19 protein-coding genes and 1 CRISPR repeat array are annotated in these 21,803 nt (G+C 66.7%); of the genes, 9 read left to right on the top strand and 10 right to left on the bottom strand.

Translation table 11 applies throughout. From position 1 onward, the window contains the following. Window positions 1–131 precede the first annotated feature (131 nt). Genes csy1 through cas6f form a run of 4 tightly spaced genes read left to right on the top strand, consistent with a single transcriptional unit; the run spans window position 132 to window position 4,224 of the window. Window positions 132–1,490, top strand: a complete 1,359-nt coding sequence (csy1, locus tag AC5I49_RS18910; RefSeq protein ID WP_495789728.1) for a type I-F CRISPR-associated protein Csy1 — start codon at window positions 132–134, stop codon at window positions 1,488–1,490. Next, a complete protein-coding gene (gene csy2, locus AC5I49_RS18905; protein WP_495789727.1) occupies window positions 1,487–2,569 on the top strand; it encodes a type I-F CRISPR-associated protein Csy2 in 1,083 nt (360 codons plus the stop codon). Before csy1 ends, csy2 begins: the two co-directional genes overlap by 4 nt. 54 nt (window positions 2,570–2,623) lie before the next feature. After that, window positions 2,624–3,652 (top strand): type I-F CRISPR-associated protein Csy3, encoded by a 1,029-nt coding sequence (csy3, locus tag AC5I49_RS18900; RefSeq protein ID WP_034366809.1) that lies wholly within the window; start codon window positions 2,624–2,626, stop codon window positions 3,650–3,652. A gap of 5 nt (window positions 3,653–3,657) precedes the next feature. Then, the gene (gene cas6f, locus AC5I49_RS18895; protein ID WP_043789355.1) at window positions 3,658–4,224 is read left to right on the top strand and encodes a type I-F CRISPR-associated endoribonuclease Cas6/Csy4; all 567 of its coding nucleotides are present in this window, start codon (window positions 3,658–3,660) and stop codon (window positions 4,222–4,224) included. Between the two features lie 130 nt (window positions 4,225–4,354). Continuing rightward, window positions 4,355–7,925: a CRISPR direct-repeat array (repeat unit 28 nt; unit sequence GTTCGCTGCCGCGTAGGCAGCTCAGAAA). 37 nt (window positions 7,926–7,962) lie between these two features. Here cas6f and AC5I49_RS18890 read toward each other — a convergent pair. Next, window positions 7,963–8,328, bottom strand: coding sequence for a hypothetical protein (locus tag AC5I49_RS18890; protein ID WP_343739793.1), 366 nt, complete (start codon window positions 8,326–8,328; stop codon window positions 7,963–7,965). Between the two features lie 156 nt (window positions 8,329–8,484). Here AC5I49_RS18890 and AC5I49_RS18885 point away from each other — a divergent pair, with 156 nt between their 5' ends. Beyond that, window positions 8,485–8,850: an Arc family DNA-binding protein gene (locus AC5I49_RS18885; protein WP_495789726.1), complete on the top strand. Its 366-nt coding sequence runs from the start codon at window positions 8,485–8,487 to the stop codon at window positions 8,848–8,850. 10 nt (window positions 8,851–8,860) lie between these two features. On the opposite strand, the gene AC5I49_RS18880 is transcribed toward AC5I49_RS18885, so the two are convergent. After that, on the bottom strand, window positions 8,861–9,619 hold the full coding sequence (locus AC5I49_RS18880; RefSeq protein ID WP_013804301.1) for a sulfite exporter TauE/SafE family protein: 759 nt from the start codon (window positions 9,617–9,619) through the stop codon (window positions 8,861–8,863). A gap of 190 nt (window positions 9,620–9,809) precedes the next feature. Continuing rightward, window positions 9,810–10,115: a LysR substrate-binding domain-containing protein gene (locus AC5I49_RS18875; protein ID WP_495789725.1), complete on the bottom strand. Its 306-nt coding sequence runs from the start codon at window positions 10,113–10,115 to the stop codon at window positions 9,810–9,812. On the opposite strand from AC5I49_RS18875, the gene AC5I49_RS18870 reads away from it, so the two are divergent. Together AC5I49_RS18870 and acuI are read left to right on the top strand one after the other, a co-directional pair. Beyond that, the gene (locus AC5I49_RS18870; protein ID WP_495789724.1) at window positions 10,102–10,692 is read left to right on the top strand and encodes a CoA transferase; all 591 of its coding nucleotides are present in this window, start codon (window positions 10,102–10,104) and stop codon (window positions 10,690–10,692) included. The genes AC5I49_RS18875 and AC5I49_RS18870 overlap by 14 nt on opposite strands. A gap of 41 nt (window positions 10,693–10,733) precedes the next feature. After that, entirely contained in the window at window positions 10,734–11,720 is a 987-nt protein-coding gene (gene acuI, locus AC5I49_RS18865) for an acrylyl-CoA reductase (NADPH) (protein ID WP_016451875.1), read from the top strand. A 14-nt stretch (window positions 11,721–11,734) separates the two neighbouring features. On the opposite strand, the gene ybeY is transcribed toward acuI, so the two are convergent. Continuing rightward, window positions 11,735–12,193, bottom strand: a complete 459-nt coding sequence (gene ybeY / locus AC5I49_RS18860) for an rRNA maturation RNase YbeY (RefSeq protein WP_016446534.1) — start codon at window positions 12,191–12,193, stop codon at window positions 11,735–11,737. 70 nt (window positions 12,194–12,263) lie between these two features. Beyond that, window positions 12,264–13,235, bottom strand: coding sequence for a PhoH family protein (locus tag AC5I49_RS18855; protein ID WP_016446533.1), 972 nt, complete (start codon window positions 13,233–13,235; stop codon window positions 12,264–12,266). A 125-nt stretch (window positions 13,236–13,360) separates the two neighbouring features. Here AC5I49_RS18855 and ruvA point away from each other — a divergent pair, with 125 nt between their 5' ends. Both ruvA and ruvB read left to right on the top strand, forming a co-directional pair. Then, window positions 13,361–13,933, top strand: a complete 573-nt coding sequence (gene ruvA, locus AC5I49_RS18850) for a Holliday junction branch migration protein RuvA (protein WP_016446532.1) — start codon at window positions 13,361–13,363, stop codon at window positions 13,931–13,933. A gap of 7 nt (window positions 13,934–13,940) precedes the next feature. After that, on the top strand, window positions 13,941–15,011 hold the full coding sequence (gene ruvB, locus AC5I49_RS18845; protein WP_495789723.1) for a Holliday junction branch migration DNA helicase RuvB: 1,071 nt from the start codon (window positions 13,941–13,943) through the stop codon (window positions 15,009–15,011). 109 nt (window positions 15,012–15,120) lie between these two features. On the opposite strand, the gene AC5I49_RS18840 is transcribed toward ruvB, so the two are convergent. From AC5I49_RS18840 to AC5I49_RS18820, 5 genes are all read right to left on the bottom strand, one after another. Then, window positions 15,121–15,837, bottom strand: coding sequence for an MgtC/SapB family protein (locus AC5I49_RS18840; RefSeq protein ID WP_012203158.1), 717 nt, complete (start codon window positions 15,835–15,837; stop codon window positions 15,121–15,123). Window positions 15,838–15,901: 64 nt separating this feature from the next. Beyond that, on the bottom strand, window positions 15,902–18,661 hold the full coding sequence (gene mgtA, locus AC5I49_RS18835; RefSeq protein WP_495789722.1) for a magnesium-translocating P-type ATPase: 2,760 nt from the start codon (window positions 18,659–18,661) through the stop codon (window positions 15,902–15,904). Window positions 18,662–18,679: 18 nt separating this feature from the next. Further along, window positions 18,680–19,099 carry a hypothetical protein gene (locus AC5I49_RS18830; protein ID WP_495789721.1) on the bottom strand — a complete coding sequence of 140 codons (420 nt, stop codon included), beginning with the start codon at window positions 19,097–19,099 and terminating at the stop codon, window positions 18,680–18,682. A gap of 214 nt (window positions 19,100–19,313) precedes the next feature. Then, window positions 19,314–19,550: a hypothetical protein gene (locus AC5I49_RS18825; RefSeq protein WP_047217762.1), complete on the bottom strand. Its 237-nt coding sequence runs from the start codon at window positions 19,548–19,550 to the stop codon at window positions 19,314–19,316. Window positions 19,551–19,842: 292 nt separating this feature from the next. After that, window positions 19,843–21,678: a lysoplasmalogenase family protein gene (locus AC5I49_RS18820; protein WP_495789720.1), complete on the bottom strand. Its 1,836-nt coding sequence runs from the start codon at window positions 21,676–21,678 to the stop codon at window positions 19,843–19,845. Window positions 21,679–21,803: the final 125 nt, after the last annotated feature.

Raw genomic sequence — 21,803 nt, 5'->3', positions numbered from 1 at the left:
GAGAGGTCACAGTGGCTAGCAATCACGCGCTCAGAAGAGCGTTATGACGACTTTCCAGTCGCAACATCAAGTTCCTCGGTCAGTTCGTTGACCGAGGAATTATCTTTCATTTCTCACGAAAGGTGATCCCTATGTCCAACGCCCCGGCAACAGGGCGCAAGGCAGGTTTTCGTGCGGCAATCGACCAGTTCCTGCAAGAACGATTGCAATCCAAGCTCGAAAAGCTCAAGCCTGACGATCCTCAGCGTGACGAACTCGTCGCATCATTCCTGCGTGATACCTGGGTGGCCAGTGCTGCCAAGCGCGTCGATCAAATCCAGGCCGTCACCCACTCCCTCAAGCCCATACATCCCGATGCGCGCGGCACCAATCTCTATGTGGAGCCGGCCGGCCTGCCAGCGCTGCAGGAACTGGGAAGCCATGCGCTGGGGCAGTCATTCGCCGGCGACGTGGTGGGCAATGCGGCGGCGCTTGACGTCTACAAGTTCCTCAAGGTCGAGGTGGACGGCACCAGCCTGCTGGCCGCGCTGCTGGTGCAAGAGCCGGGCGCGCTCCAAGCCCTGCATGAGGACCCGCAGCAGGCCATGGGCTTGCGCGATGCCTTCGTCGGCCTGACCCAGCCGCGCGCGGGCGCACCCAGTTCGCACACGCGGGCCAAGCAGTTGTACTGGCTGACGGGCAGCGATGCCTGTGTCGATGAAGGCTATGAATTGCTGGCGCCGTTGTTTGCCACCTCGCTGGCGCATGCCGTGCATGCGCAGGTGCAGGAAGACCGCTTTGGGGAAAGCAACAAGGCGGCCCGGCAGGCGCGGCGCGAGCGCAAGGCGCATGACGGCGTCTTCCATGACTACCCGGGGCTGGCCGTCCAGAAGATGGGAGGGACAAAGCCACAGAATATTTCCCAGCTCAACAGCGAGCGTGGCGGGGTCAACTACCTGCTGGCGTCGCTGCCACCGGTCTGGCGCAGCAGCGATGTACGGCTGCCGGTGCATGCCAGCTCCGTGTTCGACAAGCTGTTCATCGGCCGTCCCGAGGTGCGCAGCACGGTGCGCAAGCTGCGTGCCTTCCTTGCGACCGACCCGGAGCCCAACCTGCAAACGCGCGAGCGCCGCGAAGCCTTCGTCGATGCGCTGATCGATGAAATGGTCTCGCTCGCCGGCGAAGTGCAGCAGACCCTGCCCGCTGGCTGGAGCCGCGATGCGGAACGCTTCGGCAAGCTGGTGCGTGAAGAGCAATTGTGGCTGGACCCATTGCGGGCCGAACTGCGCGATGAAGCAGATTTCGCCCGCGAATGGCTTTGGATGGACTGGCCTGCCGAGGTAGGCAAGCGCTTTGCCAACTGGCTCAACAGCCAGCTGTTCGGCCAGTTGCCCGTGGGCGACGCCGAGGCGCGTGTGTGGAAGAAAGAGCTGCTGACCGATGAGGATGGTTTTGTGCAGCAGTTGCGTGAACTGCGCAAACGGATTGAAGACAGGGAGGACGCGCAATGAGCCAGTCTCCACAAGCGCTTCTCGTTTTTCCCCATCTGCGCGTGCAAAACGCCAACGCCATCTCCAGCCCGCTTACGCACGGCTTCCCCTCCATCACCGCCTTCACCGGACTGATGTGGGCGTTGGAGCGCAAGCTGGCGCAGGCCGGCATCCCCTTGCGCCTGCACGCGGTGGGCGTGGTCTGCCACCACCATCAGGAGCAGGTGACGCAGGGCTATGTGCGCAGCTTCAACCTCACGCGCAACCCGGTGGACAAGGACGGCAGCACCGCCGCCATCGTGGAGGAAGGGCGCATCCACCTGGACATCTCCCTGGTCTTCACCGTCTCGGAAAAACGCGTCCCTGGCTCCAACTCGGCCCCGACCCTGGTGCAAAGCGCTGCCGAGCCGATGCAGCAATGGGCCGATGAAGCCGGGCAAATCCTGTCGCAAATGCGGGTGGCCGGTGGCAGCCTGCTGCCATCGCGCGCCGCGCCCGGCAGGCGTGTGCGCCCCAGGCTGGCCGTGCTGGCAGAAGACGCCACCGAGCGCAGCCGCCAGTTCCGCGAATGGCGGCGCCAGTGGCTGCCGGGCTTCGCCCTGGTGGGGCGTGACGACCTGCTGGCCGACCGCCTGCACAGGCTGCGCGACAAAGCGGCGCACACCACGCTGCTCGACGCCTGGCTGCATGCATCGCGCTTCAACCACGAGCCCGTGGCAGCGGCCGAAGGCCAGCCCCCGCCTGCCGATGGCAAGCAGCCATGGGCAGACCCCTGGCGCGGCCCGGGCAGCGGCTGGATCGTGCCTGTGCCCGTGGGCTATGCGGCGCTCTCGCCATCACATGCCGCAGGCGAAGTGCTCAACGCCCGCGATGCCACCACGCCGCTGCGCTTCGTGGAGTCGGTCTACTCGCTGGGCGAATGGATCAGCCCGCACCGCCTCACCCATCTGGAGCAACTGCTGTGGCATGCGCACACCGATGAAAAGCGGGGCCTTTACCGCTGCCGCAGCGGCTACGTCCCAGACCCCGCAGCCGTGGCCGACCCTGACGACGCCGCAGCCCAGGAGCAGGAAGACGACGACAGCTATGCATACACCTGACCCGCGTCCTTGCACCGCCGCCTTTCACACCGTATTGCCAAAGGATTGAACACCATGTCCAGCACCCTCAAGACCGCATCCGTCCTCGCCTTCGAACGCAAGCTCGACCCCTCCGACGCCGTCTTCCACGCAGGCAACTGGGATGACCGGGCGGCCTCCGCCTCCTGGCCCTCCGTCAAGCTGCGCGAGAAATCCGTGCGCGGCACCATCTCCAACCGCCTCAAGACCAAGGACCAGGACCCGGCCAAGCTCGACGCTGCCATCGAGAACCCCAACCTGCAGACCGTGGACGTGGCAGCCCTGCCCGCCGATGCCGACACGCTCAAGGTGCAGTTCACGCTGCGCGTGCTGTCTGGCGCAGGCACCCCGTCTGCCTGCAACAGCGCCGAATACCAGGCCAGGCTCGCGCAAACGGTGCAGGCCTATGCCTCGGCCCAGGGCTTTGCCGAACTGGCCAACCGCTATGCGGCCAACCTGGCGAACGGACGCTTTCTGTGGCGCAACCGCGTGGGCGCGGAAAGCGTGCAGGTGCAGGTGGTGCAGCTCAAGGATGGCAAGGCCGGGCAGGCATGGTCGTTCGATGCGCTGGCCCACAACCTGCGCACGCTGGAGCAGCCTGACGAGAAAGTGGCTGCGTTGGGCAGCGTGATCGCGCAGGGGCTTGAGGGCAATGCCCATGTGCTGCTGCAGATCACCGCCTTTGTGCGCCTGGGCGCGGGCCAGGAAGTCTTCCCCTCGCAGGAACTGATCCTTGACAAGGGCAGCACCAAAAAGAGCAAGACGCTCTACCAGATCGGGGAAAAAGGCCAGGAGGTCGCCGCCATCCACTCCCAGAAAATCGGCAACGCCCTGCGCACCATCGACACCTGGTACGACGGCGCGCAGGACCTGGGACCCATCGCGGTCGAGCCCTACGGCTCCGTCACTACCCAGGGCAAGGCCTGGCGCCAGCCCAAGCAAAAGCAGGACTTCTACACCCTGCTGGACGACTGGCTGCTCAAGGACAAGGTGCCGCCCGTCGAGCAGCAGCACTTCGTGATGGCCGTGCTGATCCGTGGCGGCGTCTTCGGCGATGCGAGCTGATGGCCATGACCTCGCACTACATCGACATCACGCTGCTGCCTGACCCGGAATTCAGCCACGCCCACCTGCTGGGCGCGCTGGTCGCCAAGCTGCACCGCGCGCTCGTGCAACTGGGCAGCGCGGACATAGGCATCAGCTTTCCTGGCTACAGCCTGCGTCCACGCACTCTGGGCACCATCCTGCGCCTGCATGGCAGTGAAGCCGCGCTGCGCGGCCTGATGGAACAGCCCTGGCTGCAGGGCATGCGCGATCACGTGCACTGCACGCCGCCAGCTTTGGTGCCAGAGGGCGCCGTGCCCTGCCTGGTGCAGCGCCGGCAATTCAAGACCAGCCCCGACCGCCTGCGCCGCCGCCGCATGCGGCGCAAGGGAGAAACCGCTGAACAGGCTGCGGCCGCCATCCCCGACAGCGTGGAGCGCACCCCGGACCTGCCCTACGTTCAACTGCGCAGCGCCAGCACCGGCCAGCCGTTTTGCCTGTTCGTGGAGCAGAAAGCGGTGCAGGGCACGGCGGGCCAGGAAGGCTTCAACACCTACGGGCTGAGCCTGGGAACTGCTGTTCCCTGGTTCTGACCCTTTTTCTGGCGGCCTGTGGGGTCGCCTTTCAAATCAACAAATTGGCGACGCCTCGGAATTTTGGGGTGTTTTCGGGTTAGGGGTGAAAGTTCTTTAAAAATCAATGAATTGGGAGGATTTTTATCTAGTTCGCTGCCGCGTAGGCAGCTCAGAAAAATTCGCCGCGATCGGCGCGGGCCAGCAGGTGGTTCGCTGCCGCGTAGGCAGCTCAGAAATCCTGCACGATGCGGGCCGTGTGCGCTTCGGCGTTCGCTGCCGCGTAGGCAGCTCAGAAAAGCCTTGGAACCAGCCTGGGCAGCCTCATCGCGTTCGCTGCCGCGTAGGCAGCTCAGAAAAGCGACCAGGCCAAGCGCGAGCGCATCGGCAAGTTCGCTGCCGCGTAGGCAGCTCAGAAAGCTGGCGGCTCTGCGCCGTGGAAGGTGCGGTAGTTCGCTGCCGCGTAGGCAGCTCAGAAACTCGCGCAGCACGTTGCAAGCGGGGCAGCAGTGTTCGCTGCCGCGTAGGCAGCTCAGAAATGGCGCCTGCAGGGCGAGCAGCTCGCCCACCAGTTCGCTGCCGCGTAGGCAGCTCAGAAAAAAGCCGTCGATCAAACACGCCCTGAGCACCGGTTCGCTGCCGCGTAGGCAGCTCAGAAAATGATCACGCAGCCTGCAGACGGCCACCCAGTGTTCGCTGCCGCGTAGGCAGCTCAGAAAATGCAGTCGCATATGGGCAGCGCTCAGGTCTTCGTTCGCTGCCGCGTAGGCAGCTCAGAAATGCCAGGCCTTGGACTTGATGGCTTCGAGCATGTTCGCTGCCGCGTAGGCAGCTCAGAAACGCAGACACGCCACTACCGCGCCGACATCCGCGTTCGCTGCCGCGTAGGCAGCTCAGAAAAGTCTCTGGACGTTTTGACTGCTTGCACAGCCGTTCGCTGCCGCGTAGGCAGCTCAGAAAACGCCGGGTTACAGTTTTTCAGTGCCGCGCTCGTTCGCTGCCGCGTAGGCAGCTCAGAAAAGAAGCACATCCCCATCGTTGTATGTGCCCTTGTTCGCTGCCGCGTAGGCAGCTCAGAAAATGCGGGGTCCATGGCGCGCCGAATGGCAGGCGTTCGCTGCCGCGTAGGCAGCTCAGAAATGTGCCAGGACCTGCACCAGGCTGACTGGAGCGTTCGCTGCCGCGTAGGCAGCTCAGAAAGTCGCCCGCCACCCTGCCCTGGCCGAGTTCCGGTTCGCTGCCGCGTAGGCAGCTCAGAAACTGCTCGGCAATGCTCTTGCGCATGCGGTCGCGTTCGCTGCCGCGTAGGCAGCTCAGAAATTATGCAGCGCCTCTTCCACGAACTCAGGCGCGTTCGCTGCCGCGTAGGCAGCTCAGAAACGATGCGGTCCGCGCCGCGCTCGCAACCCAACGTTCGCTGCCGCGTAGGCAGCTCAGAAAAGCATTCCACGTAATCCAAGATTTGGCGTCGGGTTCGCTGCCGCGTAGGCAGCTCAGAAAAGTACGGGGCGCAGGGGCAATGAGCCACCCAGGTTCGCTGCCGCGTAGGCAGCTCAGAAAACATCGGGCAGTTTGACTTTGAGCATGGGCGCGTTCGCTGCCGCGTAGGCAGCTCAGAAAAGGATATGCGCGGCCAGCCTGTGAGCGCCGTCGTTCGCTGCCGCGTAGGCAGCTCAGAAATTAAAGCTTCTGGCCATTCCAAGCCCAGAGCAGTTCGCTGCCGCGTAGGCAGCTCAGAAACGGGAATCATGTGGGGCGTGCCGCTCGAAGCCGTTCGCTGCCGCGTAGGCAGCTCAGAAATGTGTCGTAAGCCCTGCGCTCATACCTCGGTCGTTCGCTGCCGCGTAGGCAGCTCAGAAAACACCACCGTGACCTCGGCCGACGCCCTGACCGTTCGCTGCCGCGTAGGCAGCTCAGAAAATGTCCGTGGGCCTGGCCAAGCCCCGCCCCATGTTCGCTGCCGCGTAGGCAGCTCAGAAACCAGCTGGGCCCGGCTCGCGAGTGTTGGTTCTGTTCGCTGCCGCGTAGGCAGCTCAGAAACTGAGCGCGGAACCGAACGCCGCGCACCGTCTGTTCGCTGCCGCGTAGGCAGCTCAGAAAGAACTCCAGCGACCTCGAACTTGAGGACGTTGGTTCGCTGCCGCGTAGGCTGCTCAGAAAAGGTCATGCCATCAGCCATGGCGCGCCGGCAGGTTCGCTGCCGCGTAGGCAGCTCAGAAATCTTTGAATCGGGTACGAACGATGAGCACGACGTTCGCTGCCGCGTAGGCAGCTCAGAAAGCATGGGTGCGCGAGCAGATCGATTTCGCAACGTTCGCTGCCGCGTAGGCAGCTCAGAAATGGCGCACGTCTCGCTTGCTCATGACGATCCTGTTCGCTGCCGCGTAGGCAGCTCAGAAAACTGCGCAGCGCCGCCACCTTGATTCGCCGCAGTTCGCTGCCGCGTAGGCAGCTCAGAAATTGATTCGCCGCAGCTCGCTATCAGTGATGTAGTTCGCTGCCGCGTAGGCAGCTCAGAAAATCTTCATCGCGCAGTGGCTTCAGCTCCTGGTCGTTCGCTGCCGCGTAGGCAGCTCAGAAAGCATCCACTGCAGGCGCAGCAGGTGCTGCCGCGTTCGCTGCCGCGTAGGCAGCTCAGAAAAGCGCATCCCGCTGCTCCACCAGCTGGCGCGGGTTCGCTGCCGCGTAGGCAGCTCAGAAAAGAGTGGTGCGTCTATGTCGAGACGCCCGGATGTTCGCTGCCGCATAGGCAGCTCAGAAACGAAGTCAAACAAGTGCCTCGCGATCACCTGCGGTTCGCTGCCGCATAGGCAGCTCAGAAAGCGAGATCGAAGCGCCCATCAAGTCCGGCCCTGTTCGCTGCCGCATAGGCAGCTCAGAAATGGACCGCATCCGCACCATCTCGCGCGACAACGTTCGCTGCCGCATAGGCAGCTCAGAAATAGATCAGAAAGAGCATCACTCGCGGCCTGAGGTTCGCTGCCGCATAGGCAGCTCAGAAAAACCAATCAGTATGGTTTCAAGCACATTGAGCGTTCGCTGCCGCATAGGTAGCTCAGAAACTCGCCGCCCGCCGCACCGAGCCCCGCGTGCAGTTCGCTGCCGCATAGGCAGCTCAGAAAAGTCTTTGGGCGGCAGCCTGAGGCCGGCGCGGGTTCGCTGCCGCATAGGCAGCTCAGAAAATCGGCTTCTGGCTCGTAGACCGGGCCGGGCCGTTCGCTGCCGCATAGGCAGCTCAGAAATGGACGCGCTCTACAAGCACGGCTCCCTGCTGGTTCGCTGCCGCATAGGCAGCTTAGAAAAGGATTGGTGATCGGCTGCACTTCGGATCGGCGTTCGCTGCCGCATAGGCAGCTCAGAAAAACGAAGACACGGGCCGGATTGGATAACCCGAGTTCGCTGCCGCATAGGCAGCTCAGAAAATTGCACGTCCACGGCGTTGTCGAACACGCCGGTTCGCTGCCGCATAGGCAGCTCAGAAATACAGCGAGACGGTGCGGGACGGGGTGAACAAGGTCGCTGCCGCATAGGCAGCTCAGAAACAAGGTGCCGGACGTGACCCAGGAAGACATGGGTTCGCTGCCGCATAGGCAGCTCAGAAAATTCCCACGGTGCCTTTGCCGTATCGCTCGTTGTTCGCTGCCGCATGGGCAGCTCAGAAATGGCTCAAGGCCCTGGCCTGGTGCCTGCTCGCGTTCGCTGCCGCGTAGGCAGCTCAGAAAGGCTGCTGACTTGGAGGCGACAGAGAAGCCTCTGCATTCAACCCTCCGGGCCATGCTCCGCGTATTCCACAAAGGACGGTGCTTCATCAAACAGTTGCAGGAGTAGTTTCAGGCGCCGGGCGTAGAGACTCTGTGGCCGGTCGAAGGCCTGGGCGGCCAGGGCGATGGCTGCGCGGGCGAGGTACCACTCGTTGTCGAATTCGCTGGCGTCCTCGAATACCTTGTGCCGGATTTGCCGGATGTGGTTCAGCGCCAGGTCTGCGGCCAGGTCCACCTCGACATCCGCGTCATGCCAGTGCATGTCGGCACAGCGTGTTTCGATCAGGGCAACCAGCCCCATCTCTGCGCGGGCAATGGACAGGGCGATCATTTGCTGCATGGTGGGCCAGGCAGCGGTGTCCATCGTGCAGGGCTCGTTCGTTGAGTGCCGTGACGCAGCCATATCGATTCCTTTGTCGTCGCTTCAATGACTCGGGCTTTCTATGCACGATCTATGCACTCAATATTCTATGCACTGTGCATAGAAAATGGCAAGTGTGTTCCATGGCAAAGTGCGCGGATGGCACGCGACGACCCAACCATCTACATGCGTATCCCTCAGGAGCTGAAGGATCTGCTGGATGCCGCTTCCGAAGAGAACCGGCGCTCAATGACTGCCGAGGTCGTGGCTCGGCTACAGCAGACCTTTGCGGCGCCGCACGTTTCGGGCATGGACAGCGGTAGTTTGCAAATGAATCTGGATACCCGCGTCGGTGACGAAACGCTGGAAACCGTGAAGCGTATCGAAGAGCGGTTGCAATCGCTTGCGCAAGCCCTGGCCCTGCCACAGAGCGGCTCTCAGCCAGCCACGGATGCGGCGACGCCGGAAAAATCCACAGGCAAGCGCGTATCGAAGTCAGCGCAGAGTGCGGCGCCGAAGAAGTAGCTTTCTGGCCTCACTGCCGCCAGAAAAACACCCCCGCCATCACTAGCCCCGTCAGCACGATGCCCGCGCGCAGCCATTCGGGCGGGATGCGGCGCGCCAGGCGGGCGCCGCCGTAGCCGCCTGCGGTGGCGGCAATCATCATGACCAGGGCCTGCTCCCACTGCACGACGCCGCCGGCCGCATAGATGGCGACGGCAATGGCCGTGAGCAGGGCGGAGACCAGGTTCTTCATGCCGTTCATGGCATGCAGCCTGGTCTGGCCCAGCAGGCCGAACAGGGCCAGTAGCAGGATGCCCAGGCCGCCGTTGAAGTAGCCGCCGTAGATGGCCACGGCCAGCATGCCGGCGCCGGCTTTGACGGGTGAGGCATGGGCTGCATGCTCGGCGCTGCCGCGTGATGCCATGCGCCTGAGCTGGGGCGCGAAGGCGAACATGGCGGTGGCGGCCAGCAGCAGCCAGGGGACGACCTTGCGGAAAAGGTGGTCGGGCGTGACCAGCAGCAGGGCCGCGCCCAGCGAGCCGCCGATGAGCGACAGCACGATGACGCCGCGCATGCCCAGGCCGGGCGGCGGCTCCATGTCCTGGCGAAAGCCCCAGGCACCGGCCATGTAGCCGGGCAGCAGGGCGACGGTGCCGGTGGCGTTGGCGGCCACGGGCGGCACGCCGGTGAAGACCAGGGCGGGCAGGGTGAGGAAGCTGCCGCCCCCGGCGACGGCATTGAGCGCGCCGGCCACGAAGGCGGCGCTCATGAGCAGTGCGATGTCCCACATGGGTGTTGTCTCCTCCTGGGGCCGGGCATCGGCAGGCCGCCGTGGCCTTGCGCGGCCAGGCCGGTGTTATAGGTCGAGGCCGATCTTAGTGCCGGACCATCGGGCGGGCTGTCGCACCGGCATGGCGGCTGGGTCAGGGCTGCTTTGCGCAAAAGGACAGGATCGCGCCGGCGTGGCGGCCACCAGGCGACTAGGGCGGCGCCACCACCGGGCCGGGCAGGCCCAGCGTGGCGCGCAGCAGGGCGACGCGTGGGTTGGCGACGGCGCTGCGGTAGATCAGCGCCACGGGGCCCATGGAGATGGCGGATGTGACATGCACCCTGCGCACCCCCAGCGACCGGTGCGAGGCCTGCAGCGTGGAGTCGGGCACGGCGCTGAGCCCCAGGCCGGCCCGGACCAGTTGCAGGTTGGTGAAGGGGCTGGTGGATTCGATGACGGGCGTGGGCGCGATCACGCCTTCGCGGCGGAACACCTCTTCCATCATGCGGCGCAGCATGGAGCTGCGCGCGGGCAACCGGGGCTATACGGGGAGCCCGGCGGCCGACACCTACCGGTGCGCCGACGGCTGGCTGTTCACGGCCGCCAACACGCCGCAGCAGTTCCGCAGGCTCGCCAGCGTGCTGGGGCTCGATGCGCTGTGCGAGGACGCCACGCTGCTGGACCTCGATGCCTTCAACGCGCCCGAGGGCGGCTTTGTGGCCGCGCGCGATGCGTCCGCGCTGCAGCGGCTGCAGGCCTGTCTGGCCGAGGCCTTCGCCGCACGCAGCGCACGGGACATGGAAGCCCGGCTCAACGCCGTGGGCGTGCCTGCCGCCAGGGTGCGGCGCCTGGGTGAATTCCTGGGCGAGGCCCGCGCTGCCGGCACCGTGTCACCTGTGAGCTATGGCGCCGGCGGCGCTGCGGTGGACACTCCGGGAATGGGGTTCCGGTGGATGGATGCCGAGCCCCTGCCGGGTGCGCCGGCCCCCGTCCTGGGCGATGGCAACCTTGCGCTGCTGCGGGAGCTGGGGATGGCGGACGAGGCCATCGCCTGCCTGTGCCGCAGCGGCGTGTTGGGCGCGCCGCAGTCCTGATTGCCTTTGGATTCCTTTGCCACTGCCTTGCTGGAGACCCCATGTTCAAAGCCTTGCTGCTGACCCAACCCGTACCGCGTGAAACCCGTGCCGAGTGTGTGGAGCTGGACGAAGCCAGCCTGCCCGCCGGCGCGGTGCGCGTGGCCGTCTCGCATTCCACGCTCAACTACAAGGATGCACTGGCCATCACGGGGCGCTCGCCCGTGGTGCGCCAGTTCCCCATGGTGCCGGGCATCGACCTGGCCGGCACGGTGCTGGACAGCGAGGACGCGCGTTTCCAGCCCGGCGATGCCGTGCTGCTCAACGGCTGGGGCGTGGGCGAGACCCACTGGGGCGGGCTCGCCCAGCAGGCGCGGGTGAACGGCGACTGGCTGATCCGCCGGCCCGAGGCCTTCAGCGCACGGGATGCCATGGCCATAGGCACGGCCGGCTATACGGCCATGCTGTGCGTGATGGCGCTGCAGGCGCATGGCATCGCGCCCTCCAGCGGCCCCGTGCTGGTGACGGGGGCCAATGGCGGCGTGGGCAGCATTGCCGTGGCCCTGCTGTCGCGCCTGGGCTTCGAGGTGCACGCCGGCACCGGGCGGCCCGAACAGGCCGAGCACCTGAAGGCGCTGGGCGCGGCGCGGATCGTGGAGCGCAGCAGCCTGGATGCGCCCGGCAAGCCGCTGCAAAAGGAGGTCTGGGCGGCGGCCGTGGACAGCGTGGGCAGCCATACGCTGGCCAATGTGTGCGCCAGCCTGCGCTACGGCGGCTGCGTGGCGGCCTGCGGGCTGGCCCAGGGGCTGGACCTGCCGGCTTCCGTGGCACCGTTCATTCTGCGCGGCGTGTCGCTGCTGGGCATCGACAGCGTCTATGCGCCGCAGGCGCGGCGCGAGCAGGCCTGGGCGCGGCTGGCTGCCGAACTGCCGCGCGAGGTGCTGGAGCGCAATACCGAAGAGGCGGGCCTGGCCGATGCGGTTGCGCTGGCGCCCCGGCTGCTTGCCGGCCAGGTGCGCGGCCGGGTCGTCATCGATACGGCGCGCTGAGGCCCGCGCGGGCCCTACTTGGCGTAGGGGTCGGCAAAGCCCAGCTCGACCATGATCTCGGTCTCGTAGGCTTCCATTTCCTCGGCGTCCTGCTCGCTGGTTTCATGGTCCCAGCCCTGGGCATGCAGCGTGCCGTGCACCAGCAGGTGGGCGTAGTGCTCCTCCAGCGTCTTGTTCTGCTCGCGCGCCTCGCGCTCGACCACGGGGGCGCACAGCACCAGGTCGGCCATGGCCGTGGGCTCCTGCTGGTAGTCGAAGGTCAGGACGTTGGTGGCGTAGTCCTTTTGCCGGTACTCGCGGTTGAGCTGCTGGCCTTCCTCGGCATCGACGATGCGCACGGTGATTTCGGCATCGACGGCCAGGGCGTGGCGTATCCAGCGCGTGACCTTGCTGCGGGACAGCACGGCGCGGTGGGCGGGCGCCTCGGCAAAGCGCGCGAATTGCAGGGACAGTTGCAGTTGGTTCAGGGACATGGGGAAGTGCGTGGGCGTGAGCTTGTGCTTTGGAGCGCCCGTGGGCGGGCGTCTGCTGTGGCTGTCGGGATCAAGGCGCTGCAAGGCGCGGTGCGGCACGGCGTGCCGGGGCCTGGCCGCGTGCGTCGTAGGCGTCCACGATGCGGGCCACCAGCGGGTGGCGCACCACGTCGGCGCTGGTGAAGTGGTTGATGGCGATGCCCTTGACGCGCTTCAAGACGCGCTCGGCATCGATCAGGCCGCTCAGGGCGCCCTTGGGCAGGTCGATCTGGCTGACGTCGCCCGTGACCACGGCGCGGGCGCCGAAGCCGATGCGCGTGAGGAACATCTTCATCTGCTCGGGCGTGGTGTTCTGCGCCTCGTCCAGGATGACGAAGGCGTTGTTCAGCGTGCGCCCGCGCATGAAGGCCAGCGGCGCGATCTCCAGCACATTGCGCTCGAAGGCCTTTTGCACTTTCTCGTAGCCCATGAGGTCGTAGAGCGCGTCGTACAGCGGGCGCAGGTAGGGGTCGACCTTCTGCGTGAGGTCGCCGGGCAGGAAGCCCAGGCGCTCGCCCGCCTCCACGGCCGGGCGCGTGAGCACGATGCGCTGCACGGCGCTGCGCTCCAGCGCGTCCACGGCGCAGGCCACGGCCAGGTAGGTCTTGCCGGTGCCGGCCGGGCCGATGCCGAAGGTGATGTCGTGGCGGGCGATGTTCTCCAGGTAGGCCGACTGGTTGGCCGTGCGCGCGCGCAGGTCGGGGCGGCGCGTGGACAGCTGGATGGCGTCCAGGGGCTGCTCGATGAGTTCGGTGTCGCCGGCCAGCATGAGCTGCAGCGAATCGTCCAGGATGGGGTCGTCGGCCATCTCGTAGAGGGCCTGCAGCAGCTCCAGTGCGTCGTTGGCCTTGGCCTTGGGGCCGTCGATCTTGAATTGCTCGTGGCGGTGGGCGATCTTGACGCCCAGTGCGATCTCGATGGTGCGCAGGTGCGCGTCGGCCGGGCCGCACAGATGGCTCAACCGGTTGTTGTCGTGGGGTGTGAATGTGTGGCGCAGGATCACGCGGATAATTCCAGAGATTCCGGGCGGCGGCCAGCGCGAGGGCGTGGTGCCATACCCTGTGAATGGGCCGGCGTTCGGTTGCGGACGGGCATGAAAAGCCGCCCCTGGGGCGGCAAAGGACACCAATGATAGGCAAATTGACAGGAACGCTGCTGGAAAAAAACCCGCCCGAGGTGCTGGTGGACTGCGGCGGCGTGGGCTACGAGGTGCAGGTGCCCATGAGCACCTTCTACAACCTGCCCGCCAGTGGGGCCAGGGTCAGCCTGCTGACGCACTTCGTGGTGCGCGAGGATGCGCAGCTTCTGTACGGCTTTGGCACGCACAGCGAGCGCCAGGCGTTCCGCGAGCTGATCAAGATCACCGGCATCGGCCCGCGCATGGCGCTGTCGGTGCTCAGCGGCATGAGCGTGGAGGACCTGGCCCAGGCCGTGACGCTGCAGGAGGTGGGCCGCCTGGTCAAGGTGCCGGGCATCGGCAAGAAGACGGCCGAGCGCCTGCTGCTGGAGCTCAAGGGCAAGATCGGCGCCGATACGGGCGCGCAGTCGCTGTTCGTGAACAACGACCAGAACGACATCGTGCAGGCGCTGATGGCGCTGGGCTATTCCGACAAGGATGCGGCCGCCGCGCTCAAGAAGCTGCCGCCCGACGTGGGCGTGACCGAAGGCATCAAGCTGGCGCTGAAGGCGCTGGCCAAGTGAGCGGCGCATGAGCATCCATACCGACGATTTCGGGCAGGGCGGCTTCCCGCCAGATAAGGCACCGGAAAAGCCGCGCATGATTTCGGCAGCGCCGGTCTCGCGCGGGGAAGAGGCCATGGAGCGCGCCCTGCGCCCCAAGCTGCTGCAGGAGTACGTGGGCCAGGCCAAGGCGCGCGAGCAGCTGGAGATCTTCATCGGCGCGGCCCGAAAGCGCAGCGAGGCGCTGGACCATGTGCTGCTGTTCGGCCCGCCGGGCCTGGGCAAGACCACGCTGTCGCACATCATCGCGGCCGAGCTGGGCGTGAACCTGCGCCAGACCAGCGGCCCCGTGCTGGAAAAGCCCAAGGACCTGGCGGCGCTGCTGACCAACCTCGAAGCCAACGACGTGCTGTTCATCGACGAGATCCACCGCCTGTCGCCCGTGGTCGAGGAAATCCTCTACCCGGCGCTGGAGGACTACCAGATCGACATCATGATCGGCGAAGGGCCGGCGGCGCGCTCCATCAAGCTGGACCTGCAGCCGTTCACGCTGGTGGGCGCGACCACGCGCGCGGGCATGCTGACCAACCCGCTGCGCGACCGCTTCGGCATCGTGGCGCGGCTGGAGTTCTATACGGCCGAGGAGCTGGCGCGCATCGTGCGGCGCAGTGCAGGCCTGTTGAACGCGCCCATCGATGACGAGGGCGCCTTCGAGATCGCGCGCCGCTCGCGCGGCACGCCGCGCATTGCCAACCGCCTGCTGCGCCGCGTGCGCGACTATGCCGATGTGCGTGGCGACGGCAGCATCACGCGCGAGCTGGCCGACCGTGCGCTGGCCATGCTCGATGTCGATCCCCAGGGCTTCGACATCATGGACCGCAAGCTGCTGGAGGCCGTGGTGCACCGCTTCGACGGCGGCCCCGTGGGCCTGGACAACATCGCGGCCAGCATTGGCGAGGAGGCGGGCACCATCGAGGATGTGATCGAGCCCTACCTGATCCAGCAGGGCTTTTTGCAGCGCACGCCGCGCGGGCGCATGGCGACCCAGGCGGCGTACCGCCATCTCGGGTTGCCGGTGCCAGAAAAAGACACCCCCTGAGCGGCTGTGCCGCTTCCCCCTCTCTCGCTTCGCGGGAGTGGGACGACACCCTCAGTGCGGGGCGGCCCTTCCTCGGTGTCCTAGATCTAGGACTGTGTGATACCCCTACTCATTCTTCCGTGCCGGCGTTCCAGAAGGCCTGCAGCACGCCGGGCAGGGCCTCGATGGCGGCGATCACGCGGTCCAGCTCGTCGGAGTCCACCGAGGTGGCGTAGAGCATGGCCTCGATCTCCGTGTCCTGCGGCCCGAAGGCATGGGTTTCCACGCCGCGCACGGGGTAGCTGGCGTTCTCCAGCAGCTCCAGCATCTGCTCGCGCACATCGCCCTGGGCGCCGCGGTGGCAGATGGCGTAGACGTAGTAGGTCGATTCCGTGGATTCGTCATCCACCGGGCGGCGGTTGATGCGGTTGACCACGGGGCGCAGCAAGGTGTTGCTGGCCAGCACGAACAGCGTGGCCAGGCCGGCCTCGGCCACCAGGCTGGCGCCCGCGCAGGCCCCCACGGCGGCCGAGCCCCACAGCGTGGCCGCCGTGTTCAGCCCGGTGATGTTGGCCCCTTCCTTCATGATGGCGCCCGCGCCCAGGAAGCCCACGCCCGAGACCACGTAGGCCACCACGCGCGTGGCGCCCTCGGCCCCGCCCAGGCGCACGGCCAGGTCCACGAAGACGGCCGCGCCCACGGCGACCAGGGTGTTGGTGCGCAGCCCCGCCGTGCGCTGGCGCACCTGGCGCTCCAGGCCGATGAGGGCGCCGAACACGAAGGCCGTGGTCAGGCTGACGAAGGTGTCCAGCATGGCGCCGGGGTTGAGGTTCTGCAGGGCCTGCATGGGGTTTCCGCGCTTTCCTGGTGAATGGGTTGAAGGGGCGTTGAAAGAGGCGCTGAAGGGTGCGTCACTGCCAGCCGTAGCGGCGGATGTAGGCGCGCTTGAGCAGCGTGGCCAGGCAAGCGTAGCCCAGCAATATGGCAATCATCCACGGGAAGTAGGCCGCCGGCAGCGCCTGCAGCTTGAAGTAGCCGGCCAGCGGCCCCATCGGCAGGAAGATGCCGGCCGCCATCACGGCCGCCGTGGCCAGCAGCAGCGGCCAGGACGGGCGGCTTTGCAGGAAGGGGATCCTGGGCGTGCGGATCATGTGCACGATCAGCGTCTGCGTGAGCAGCCCGATGACGAACCAGCCCGACTGGAACAACGTCTGCTGCCCGGGCGTGTTGGCGGCGAAGACGAACCACATCAGCGCGAAGGTCAGGATGTCGAACAGCGAGCTGATGGGCCCGAAGAACACCATGAAGCGGCCCAGGTCGGCCGGGTTCCAGCGCAGCGGCTGGCGCACCAGTTCGTCGTCCACGTTGTCGAAGGGGATGGCGATCTGCGAGAGGTCGTACAGCAGGTTCTGCACCAGCAGGTGCAGCGGCAGCATGGGCAGGAAGGGGATGAAGGCCGAGGCCACCATCACCGAGAACACGTTGCCGAAGTTGGAGCTGGCCGTCATGCGGATGTACTTCAGCATGTTGCTGAAGGTGCGCCTGCCCTCGATCACGCCCTGCTCCAGCACCATCAGGCTTTTTTCCAGCAGGATGATGTCGGCCGCTTCCTTGGCGATGTCCACGGCGCTGTCCACGCTGATGCCGATGTCGGCCGCGCGCAGGGCCGGGGCGTCGTTGATGCCGTCGCCCATGAAGCCGGTGATGTGGCCGTTGGCGCGCAGCGCATGCACGATGCGTTCCTTGTGCAGCGGCGTGAGCCGGGCGAACAGCTGGTGCCGCTCCACCGTCTGGCGCAGCATCTCGTCGTTCATGTGCTCGATCTGCGTGCCCAGGACGATGTGGTCTGCGGGCAGCCCCACATCGCGGCAGACCTTGGCGGCCACCAGTTCGTTGTCGCCGGTCAGCAGCTTGGCGGCCACGCCGTGCGCGGCCAGGGCGGCCAACGCCTCGGCCGTGGTTTCCTTCGGTGGGTCCAGGAAGGCGATGTAGCCGATCAGGGTCAGCTCCGACTCGTCGGCCACGCCGTAGTCGCTCTTGTGCGGCGGCACTTCCTTCATGGCCACGGCGACCACGCGCAGGCCCTCGCGGTTGAGTTCGCGCGTCACGCGGCGCACGCGGGCCAGCTGCTCCTCGTCCAGCGGGCGCGTGCCGTCGCCCTCGCGCAGCCGGGTGCAGGCGCCCAGGATTTCCTCGACCGCGCCCTTGCAGATCAGCTCGTGGTGGTGGCCGCGCTCGGCCACCACCACGGACATGCGGCGGCGCTCGAAGTCGAAGGGGATCTCATCGACCTTGCGGTAGTCCTCGGTCACGCGCATCTGGGTGTGCAGCTCCACGTGTTCCAGCACGGCATGGTCGAGCAGGTTCTTCAGGCCCGTCTGGTAGTGGCTGTTGAGGTAGGCGAAGCGCAGCGTCTCGTCGCAGGGCTGGCCGAAGGCGTCGGTGTGCCGCTCCAGCACGATGCGGTCCTGGGTCAGCGTGCCGGTCTTGTCGGTGCACAGCACGTCCATGGCGCCGAAGTTCTGGATGGCGTCCAGCCGCTTGACCACGACCTTGCGGCGCGACAGCACCACGGCACCCTTGGCCAGGGTGGAGGTCACGATCATGGGCAGCATCTCGGGCGTCAGGCCCACGGCCACGGACAGCGCGAACAGGAAGGCCTCGGCCCAGTCGCCCTTGGTGTAGCCGTTGATGAACAGCACCACGGGCACCATCACGGCCGCAAAGCGGATCAGCAGCCAGCTGACGCTGTTGACCCCGGTCTCGAAGGCCGTGGGCGCGCGGTCGTTGGAGGTCACCCGCGTGGCAATGGTGCCGAAATAGCTGCGGTTGCCCGTGGCCAGCACCACGGCCAGCGCCGTGCCCGAGACCACGTTGGTGCCCATGAACAGCAGGTTGCTGGCGTCCAGCACGCCGGTGCCATTCGATGCACTGGCGTCGGCGCGCTTTTCCACGGGCAGGGATTCGCCGGTCATGGCGGACTGGCTCACGAACAGGTCCTTGGCGCTGAGCACGCGGCAGTCGGCAGGAATCATGTCCCCGGCCGACAGCACCACGAAATCGCCGGGCACGACCTCGCGCAGCGGCACCTCGTAGCGGCGCGCCTGCTGGCCGAAGCCGCTGTGCGGGGCGTCTGCGGAGTCGGCATCTGCAGGGGCCGGTGGGCCGCCATTGCGGCGCAGCACCGTGGCCGTGCTGCTGACCATGGCCTTGAGCCGCGCGGCGGCGCGGTTGGAGCGGCCTTCCTGCACAAAGCGCAGCAGCGTGGACAGCAGCACCATGGAGGCGATGACGACCGTGGCCTTCATGTCCTCCGTGGCGTAGGAGACCACGGCCAGCAGCGTCAGCAGCAGGTTGAAGGGATTGCGGTAGCAGTACCACAGGTGCAGCCAGCCGGGCAGCGGCCTTTCGTGCTCGACCTCGTTGGGGCCGAGACGTGCGAGCGCGGCGCGGGCCTGCTCGCGGGTCAGGCCGTCCTCGCTGGAGCCGGTGCGCGCCAGCACGGCGGCGATGTCATCGCGCGAGGCGCGCAGCAGCTCGCGCGTGAGGGTCGGCGATACCGAGCGCGAGTGGTGCACGGCCGTGCCCGAGGGCAGGGCATTGCGCCGGAACAGCCCCAGGGCATGGCGGCTGCGCAAAAAGGCCTGGAACAGGTGCTTGAGGTTTTTCATGGCGACCTCCACGGTGGCTCAGGCCTGGCTCGAGCGAAGGGTGGCGCGCAGCCAGTGCCAGTTGCGCTGGCAGGCGCACAGCAGGCGGCGGCGCAGCGGCGGGCGGGCCACGGTGGCCGACTGCAGCCATTGGCGCCGCGCATGGGCAGGCAGGTGGCGGTAGACCTCGGCGCGCTCCTGTGCCGCCAGCAGGGACAGGACGTCGGCCTGCTGGCGCTGCGTGAGCGCCACGAGGGAATGGGCGAAGAGATCGGGGCCGTGTTGCTGCAGCAGGGTGTGCAGTTGCCCGGTATGGCGTGCCGCAATGGCGGCTTGCAGGGCCAGCTGCAAGGTGCTGGCGCGGGTGGTGTGGGAGGTGCGGATGGCGCGTGTGGAGACGGGTGCTGTGGCGGGCGTGGTTGCCGGCGTGGTGCGCAGCGCGGTGATGACGTGTTGCATGGCGGGCTTCTTTCGTTGCGGCCGAAAGAAGCCCGGCACCTATCCGTCAATGGACGTGCGCGGGTCTCCCGGCCGGGGCCTTGGGAAGGGGCGGAAGGGCCGCAGGCATGTGCGGCCGGACCGTATCGGAGGGGTCAGGGCAAGATCGACTCGGATCGGGGTCCATGGGGGAACTCCTTTCTGACGATGGGGCGGACAAGGCTGCGGCGCGCGCTCAGCGCGGCTGCAGGCTCAGAAAGCTGCGGATGCGGTGCGTGGGCCAGTGGGTCTGCAGGTCCAGGTGCATGGCGTGCTCCATGGCCGATGGGGCCTGGGCTTGCATCTGTGGCTGTGCCTTGGCCTGCATTGCTGCCTGGGAGGCAGCCACGCGCGTGCCGGTGGCGCCGGGGCAGGGCGCGGCAGTGGCAGGCTGCAGGCGTTGCATTGCGGGGCGAGCGAACGGTGTGGACATGGCTTTCTCCTTGGCGAACCAGGAAGACTGCCGCGGGCAGGGCCGTCAAGCAGCGTGGGCCGCGCGCTGCTCGATGGCAGCCACACGGGCACGCGGTCAGTGATCAACAGCCATTGGAATCTTCGGTGCAGGAGCGGCGTACCTGATGCATGCCAAGCGCAACTGCAGCGCCGGGCGGGCGCGAAGATCCAAGGGGAAACGCAGCAATGGAAGGAAGCCGGCCGACATGGCCGCTCCCTTCACAGGAGTCGGTCAGTCAGCCAGCAGCGTAGCCATTGCGGCGCGCTGTTTGTCACTGGTTGAACTGGCACTGTCCACGGAAGGACTCCTGAAAATGCGATCCCGCCATTGTGCCTTGCGAGCTGCCTCGGGTCAACCCTGATGTCGATGCGCCACGGGCCAGCCAGCCCTGCACGATCAGCAACTGCGCCGCGTAGTAGGTGGTCAGCACGGCGGCTTGCGCCCCGTCGAAAGGCTGCACGAAGCGGTTGATGGCCAGCAGCGAGTCGCTGGCCATGAAGAAGCAGGCGCCGATGGCCACGGTCCAGGCGGGCTGGCCGCCCAGGTGCCTGGCGCGGCCCAGGGCCTGGGCCGCCATCAGCGCAATGACCAGCACATAGGCGGCCACGGGCAGGCGCAGCGCGGCGGGCAGCCCGCCCTGCCAGAGCACGGCATACATGCCCGCGCCCAGGGCCAGCGTGGCGGCCAGCGAGGGCCGGTGCGCAAACCAGGGGGCGTCCTGGCGCAGCAGCACGATATAGGCCAGGTGGGCCAGCAGAAAGCTGGCCAGGCCCGGGATGAACAGATCGGGCAGCATCAGGAACACGTCGCCCGCCATCGAGGCCGCCAGCGCCGCGGCCAGCCAGCAGGCGCCGCGCGCGGGTTTCGCCAGCGCCGAGAACGCCGCGCTGCCGCGCCACATCTGCATGACAGCGATCAGCGCAAAGACCATGGCCAGCGGCTTGAACAGCCAGTGCCAGTGCAGCATGTCCAGCACGCTGGTGGCGGTGGCCAGCGCGCCGGCCTCGATGGCCAGGGCCACCCACAGGCTGATGCGCCCCTGCATGGCCGCGCCCATTGCCCACTGGCAGGCCAGCAGCACGCCAAACCATAGCGCATTGCGCGCCGTCGAGGACTGGTCGGCATGCCACAGGAACAGCGACACCCCGGCGATCAGCGCCACGAACTGCAGGCCCGCAAACCAGCGCAGGCTGCGCTGCATGTCGGGTGCGTAGAGCACGCGGTGCGCGTCCAGGTCGAAGGCCGGCCTGGGAAAGCGCTGCGCCACGTCGGCAGGGCGCCACCCGGGCGGCTTGAGCCAGACGCGCAGCTTGTCGCCCCAGCGCCGCGCATGCCAGCTGTCATGGATGAGTTGCCGGTACACCACGGCGTTGGCCCATAGCGGGTCCCAGCTTTGCAGCAGGCCGCGCGTGCCGTAGACGCAGGGCTCGCTGTCGTCCTCAGGCTTGAAGGTGCCGAACAGGCGGTCCCAGACGATGAGGATGCCGCCGTAGTTCCTGTCCAGGTAGCAGTCATTGACGGCGTGGTGCACGCGGTGGTTGCTGGGCGCGCAGAACCAGCGGTCGAACCAGCCCAGGCGCCGCACCTGCTCGGTATGGACCCAGAACTGGTAGAGCAGATCGATCAGGCCCACGATGGCAAACACCAGCGGCGGCACGCCGGCCAGCGCCATGGGAAGGTAGAACAGCCAGCCCAGCAGCGCGCCCGAGCTGGTCTGGCGCAGCGCCGTCGACAGGTTGTAGTCCTGGCTCTGGTGGTGCACGGCGTGGGCTGCCCACAGCACGGCCACCTCGTGGCCCATGCGGTGAAGCCAGTAGTAGCAGAAGTCGTAGAACAGCAGGGCCAGCAGCCAGCCGGGAATGCTGGTCCAGAAGGCATCGTTGCGCCACAGCGCCAGGTGCTCGAAGGCCAGCGTGTACAGGCCCACGCGCAGCAGCGTGGTGAAGACGGCGCTGGTCTGGCTGAGCATACCCAGGCTGATGGAGCTGATGGCGTCGGCCAGCCGGTAGGCATTGCGCCCGCGCCACAGGCTCACGCCCCATTCCAGCGCGATCAGCAGCAAAAAGGCAGGCGTGGCGAAGACAATGACTTGGCTGGGTGAGAGCATGGTCAGCCGATTCTGGGCATGGCGGCGGGGCAGCGCCTTAGGCGAGAACCCTAGGACACGGAATCACAAGGGTTGAAACGGATTGCAATAAATAGGGCTTCGTGGCAAGCGTGTGGCAGGAAAAT

Source organism: Delftia sp., assembly GCF_059499305.1.
This window is presented reverse-complemented; position numbering and strand designations above follow the sequence as displayed.

Excerpts from the sequence above, each read along its gene's own strand:
- csy1 (WP_495789728.1), top strand. The coding sequence starts at position 132 with ATGTCCAACGCCCCGGCAACAGGGCGCAAGGCAGGTTTTCGTGCGGCA.
- csy2 (WP_495789727.1), top strand. The coding sequence starts at position 1,487 with ATGAGCCAGTCTCCACAAGCGCTTCTCGTTTTTCCCCATCTGCGCGTG.
- csy3 (WP_034366809.1), top strand. The coding sequence starts at position 2,624 with ATGTCCAGCACCCTCAAGACCGCATCCGTCCTCGCCTTCGAACGCAAG.
- cas6f (WP_043789355.1), top strand. The coding sequence starts at position 3,658 with ATGACCTCGCACTACATCGACATCACGCTGCTGCCTGACCCGGAATTC.
- AC5I49_RS18890 (WP_343739793.1), bottom strand. The coding sequence starts at position 8,328 with ATGGACACCGCTGCCTGGCCCACCATGCAGCAAATGATCGCCCTGTCC.
- AC5I49_RS18885 (WP_495789726.1), top strand. The coding sequence starts at position 8,485 with ATGGCACGCGACGACCCAACCATCTACATGCGTATCCCTCAGGAGCTG.
- AC5I49_RS18880 (WP_013804301.1), bottom strand. The coding sequence starts at position 9,619 with ATGTGGGACATCGCACTGCTCATGAGCGCCGCCTTCGTGGCCGGCGCG.
- AC5I49_RS18870 (WP_495789724.1), top strand. The coding sequence starts at position 10,102 with ATGCGGCGCAGCATGGAGCTGCGCGCGGGCAACCGGGGCTATACGGGG.
- AC5I49_RS18875 (WP_495789725.1), bottom strand. The coding sequence starts at position 10,115 with ATGCTGCGCCGCATGATGGAAGAGGTGTTCCGCCGCGAAGGCGTGATC.
- acuI (WP_016451875.1), top strand. The coding sequence starts at position 10,734 with ATGTTCAAAGCCTTGCTGCTGACCCAACCCGTACCGCGTGAAACCCGT.
- ybeY (WP_016446534.1), bottom strand. The coding sequence starts at position 12,193 with ATGTCCCTGAACCAACTGCAACTGTCCCTGCAATTCGCGCGCTTTGCC.
- ruvA (WP_016446532.1), top strand. The coding sequence starts at position 13,361 with ATGATAGGCAAATTGACAGGAACGCTGCTGGAAAAAAACCCGCCCGAG.
- ruvB (WP_495789723.1), top strand. The coding sequence starts at position 13,941 with ATGAGCATCCATACCGACGATTTCGGGCAGGGCGGCTTCCCGCCAGAT.
- AC5I49_RS18840 (WP_012203158.1), bottom strand. The coding sequence starts at position 15,837 with ATGCAGGCCCTGCAGAACCTCAACCCCGGCGCCATGCTGGACACCTTC.
- mgtA (WP_495789722.1), bottom strand. The coding sequence starts at position 18,661 with ATGAAAAACCTCAAGCACCTGTTCCAGGCCTTTTTGCGCAGCCGCCAT.
- AC5I49_RS18830 (WP_495789721.1), bottom strand. The coding sequence starts at position 19,099 with ATGCAACACGTCATCACCGCGCTGCGCACCACGCCGGCAACCACGCCC.
- AC5I49_RS18825 (WP_047217762.1), bottom strand. The coding sequence starts at position 19,550 with ATGTCCACACCGTTCGCTCGCCCCGCAATGCAACGCCTGCAGCCTGCC.
- AC5I49_RS18820 (WP_495789720.1), bottom strand. The coding sequence starts at position 21,678 with ATGCTCTCACCCAGCCAAGTCATTGTCTTCGCCACGCCTGCCTTTTTG.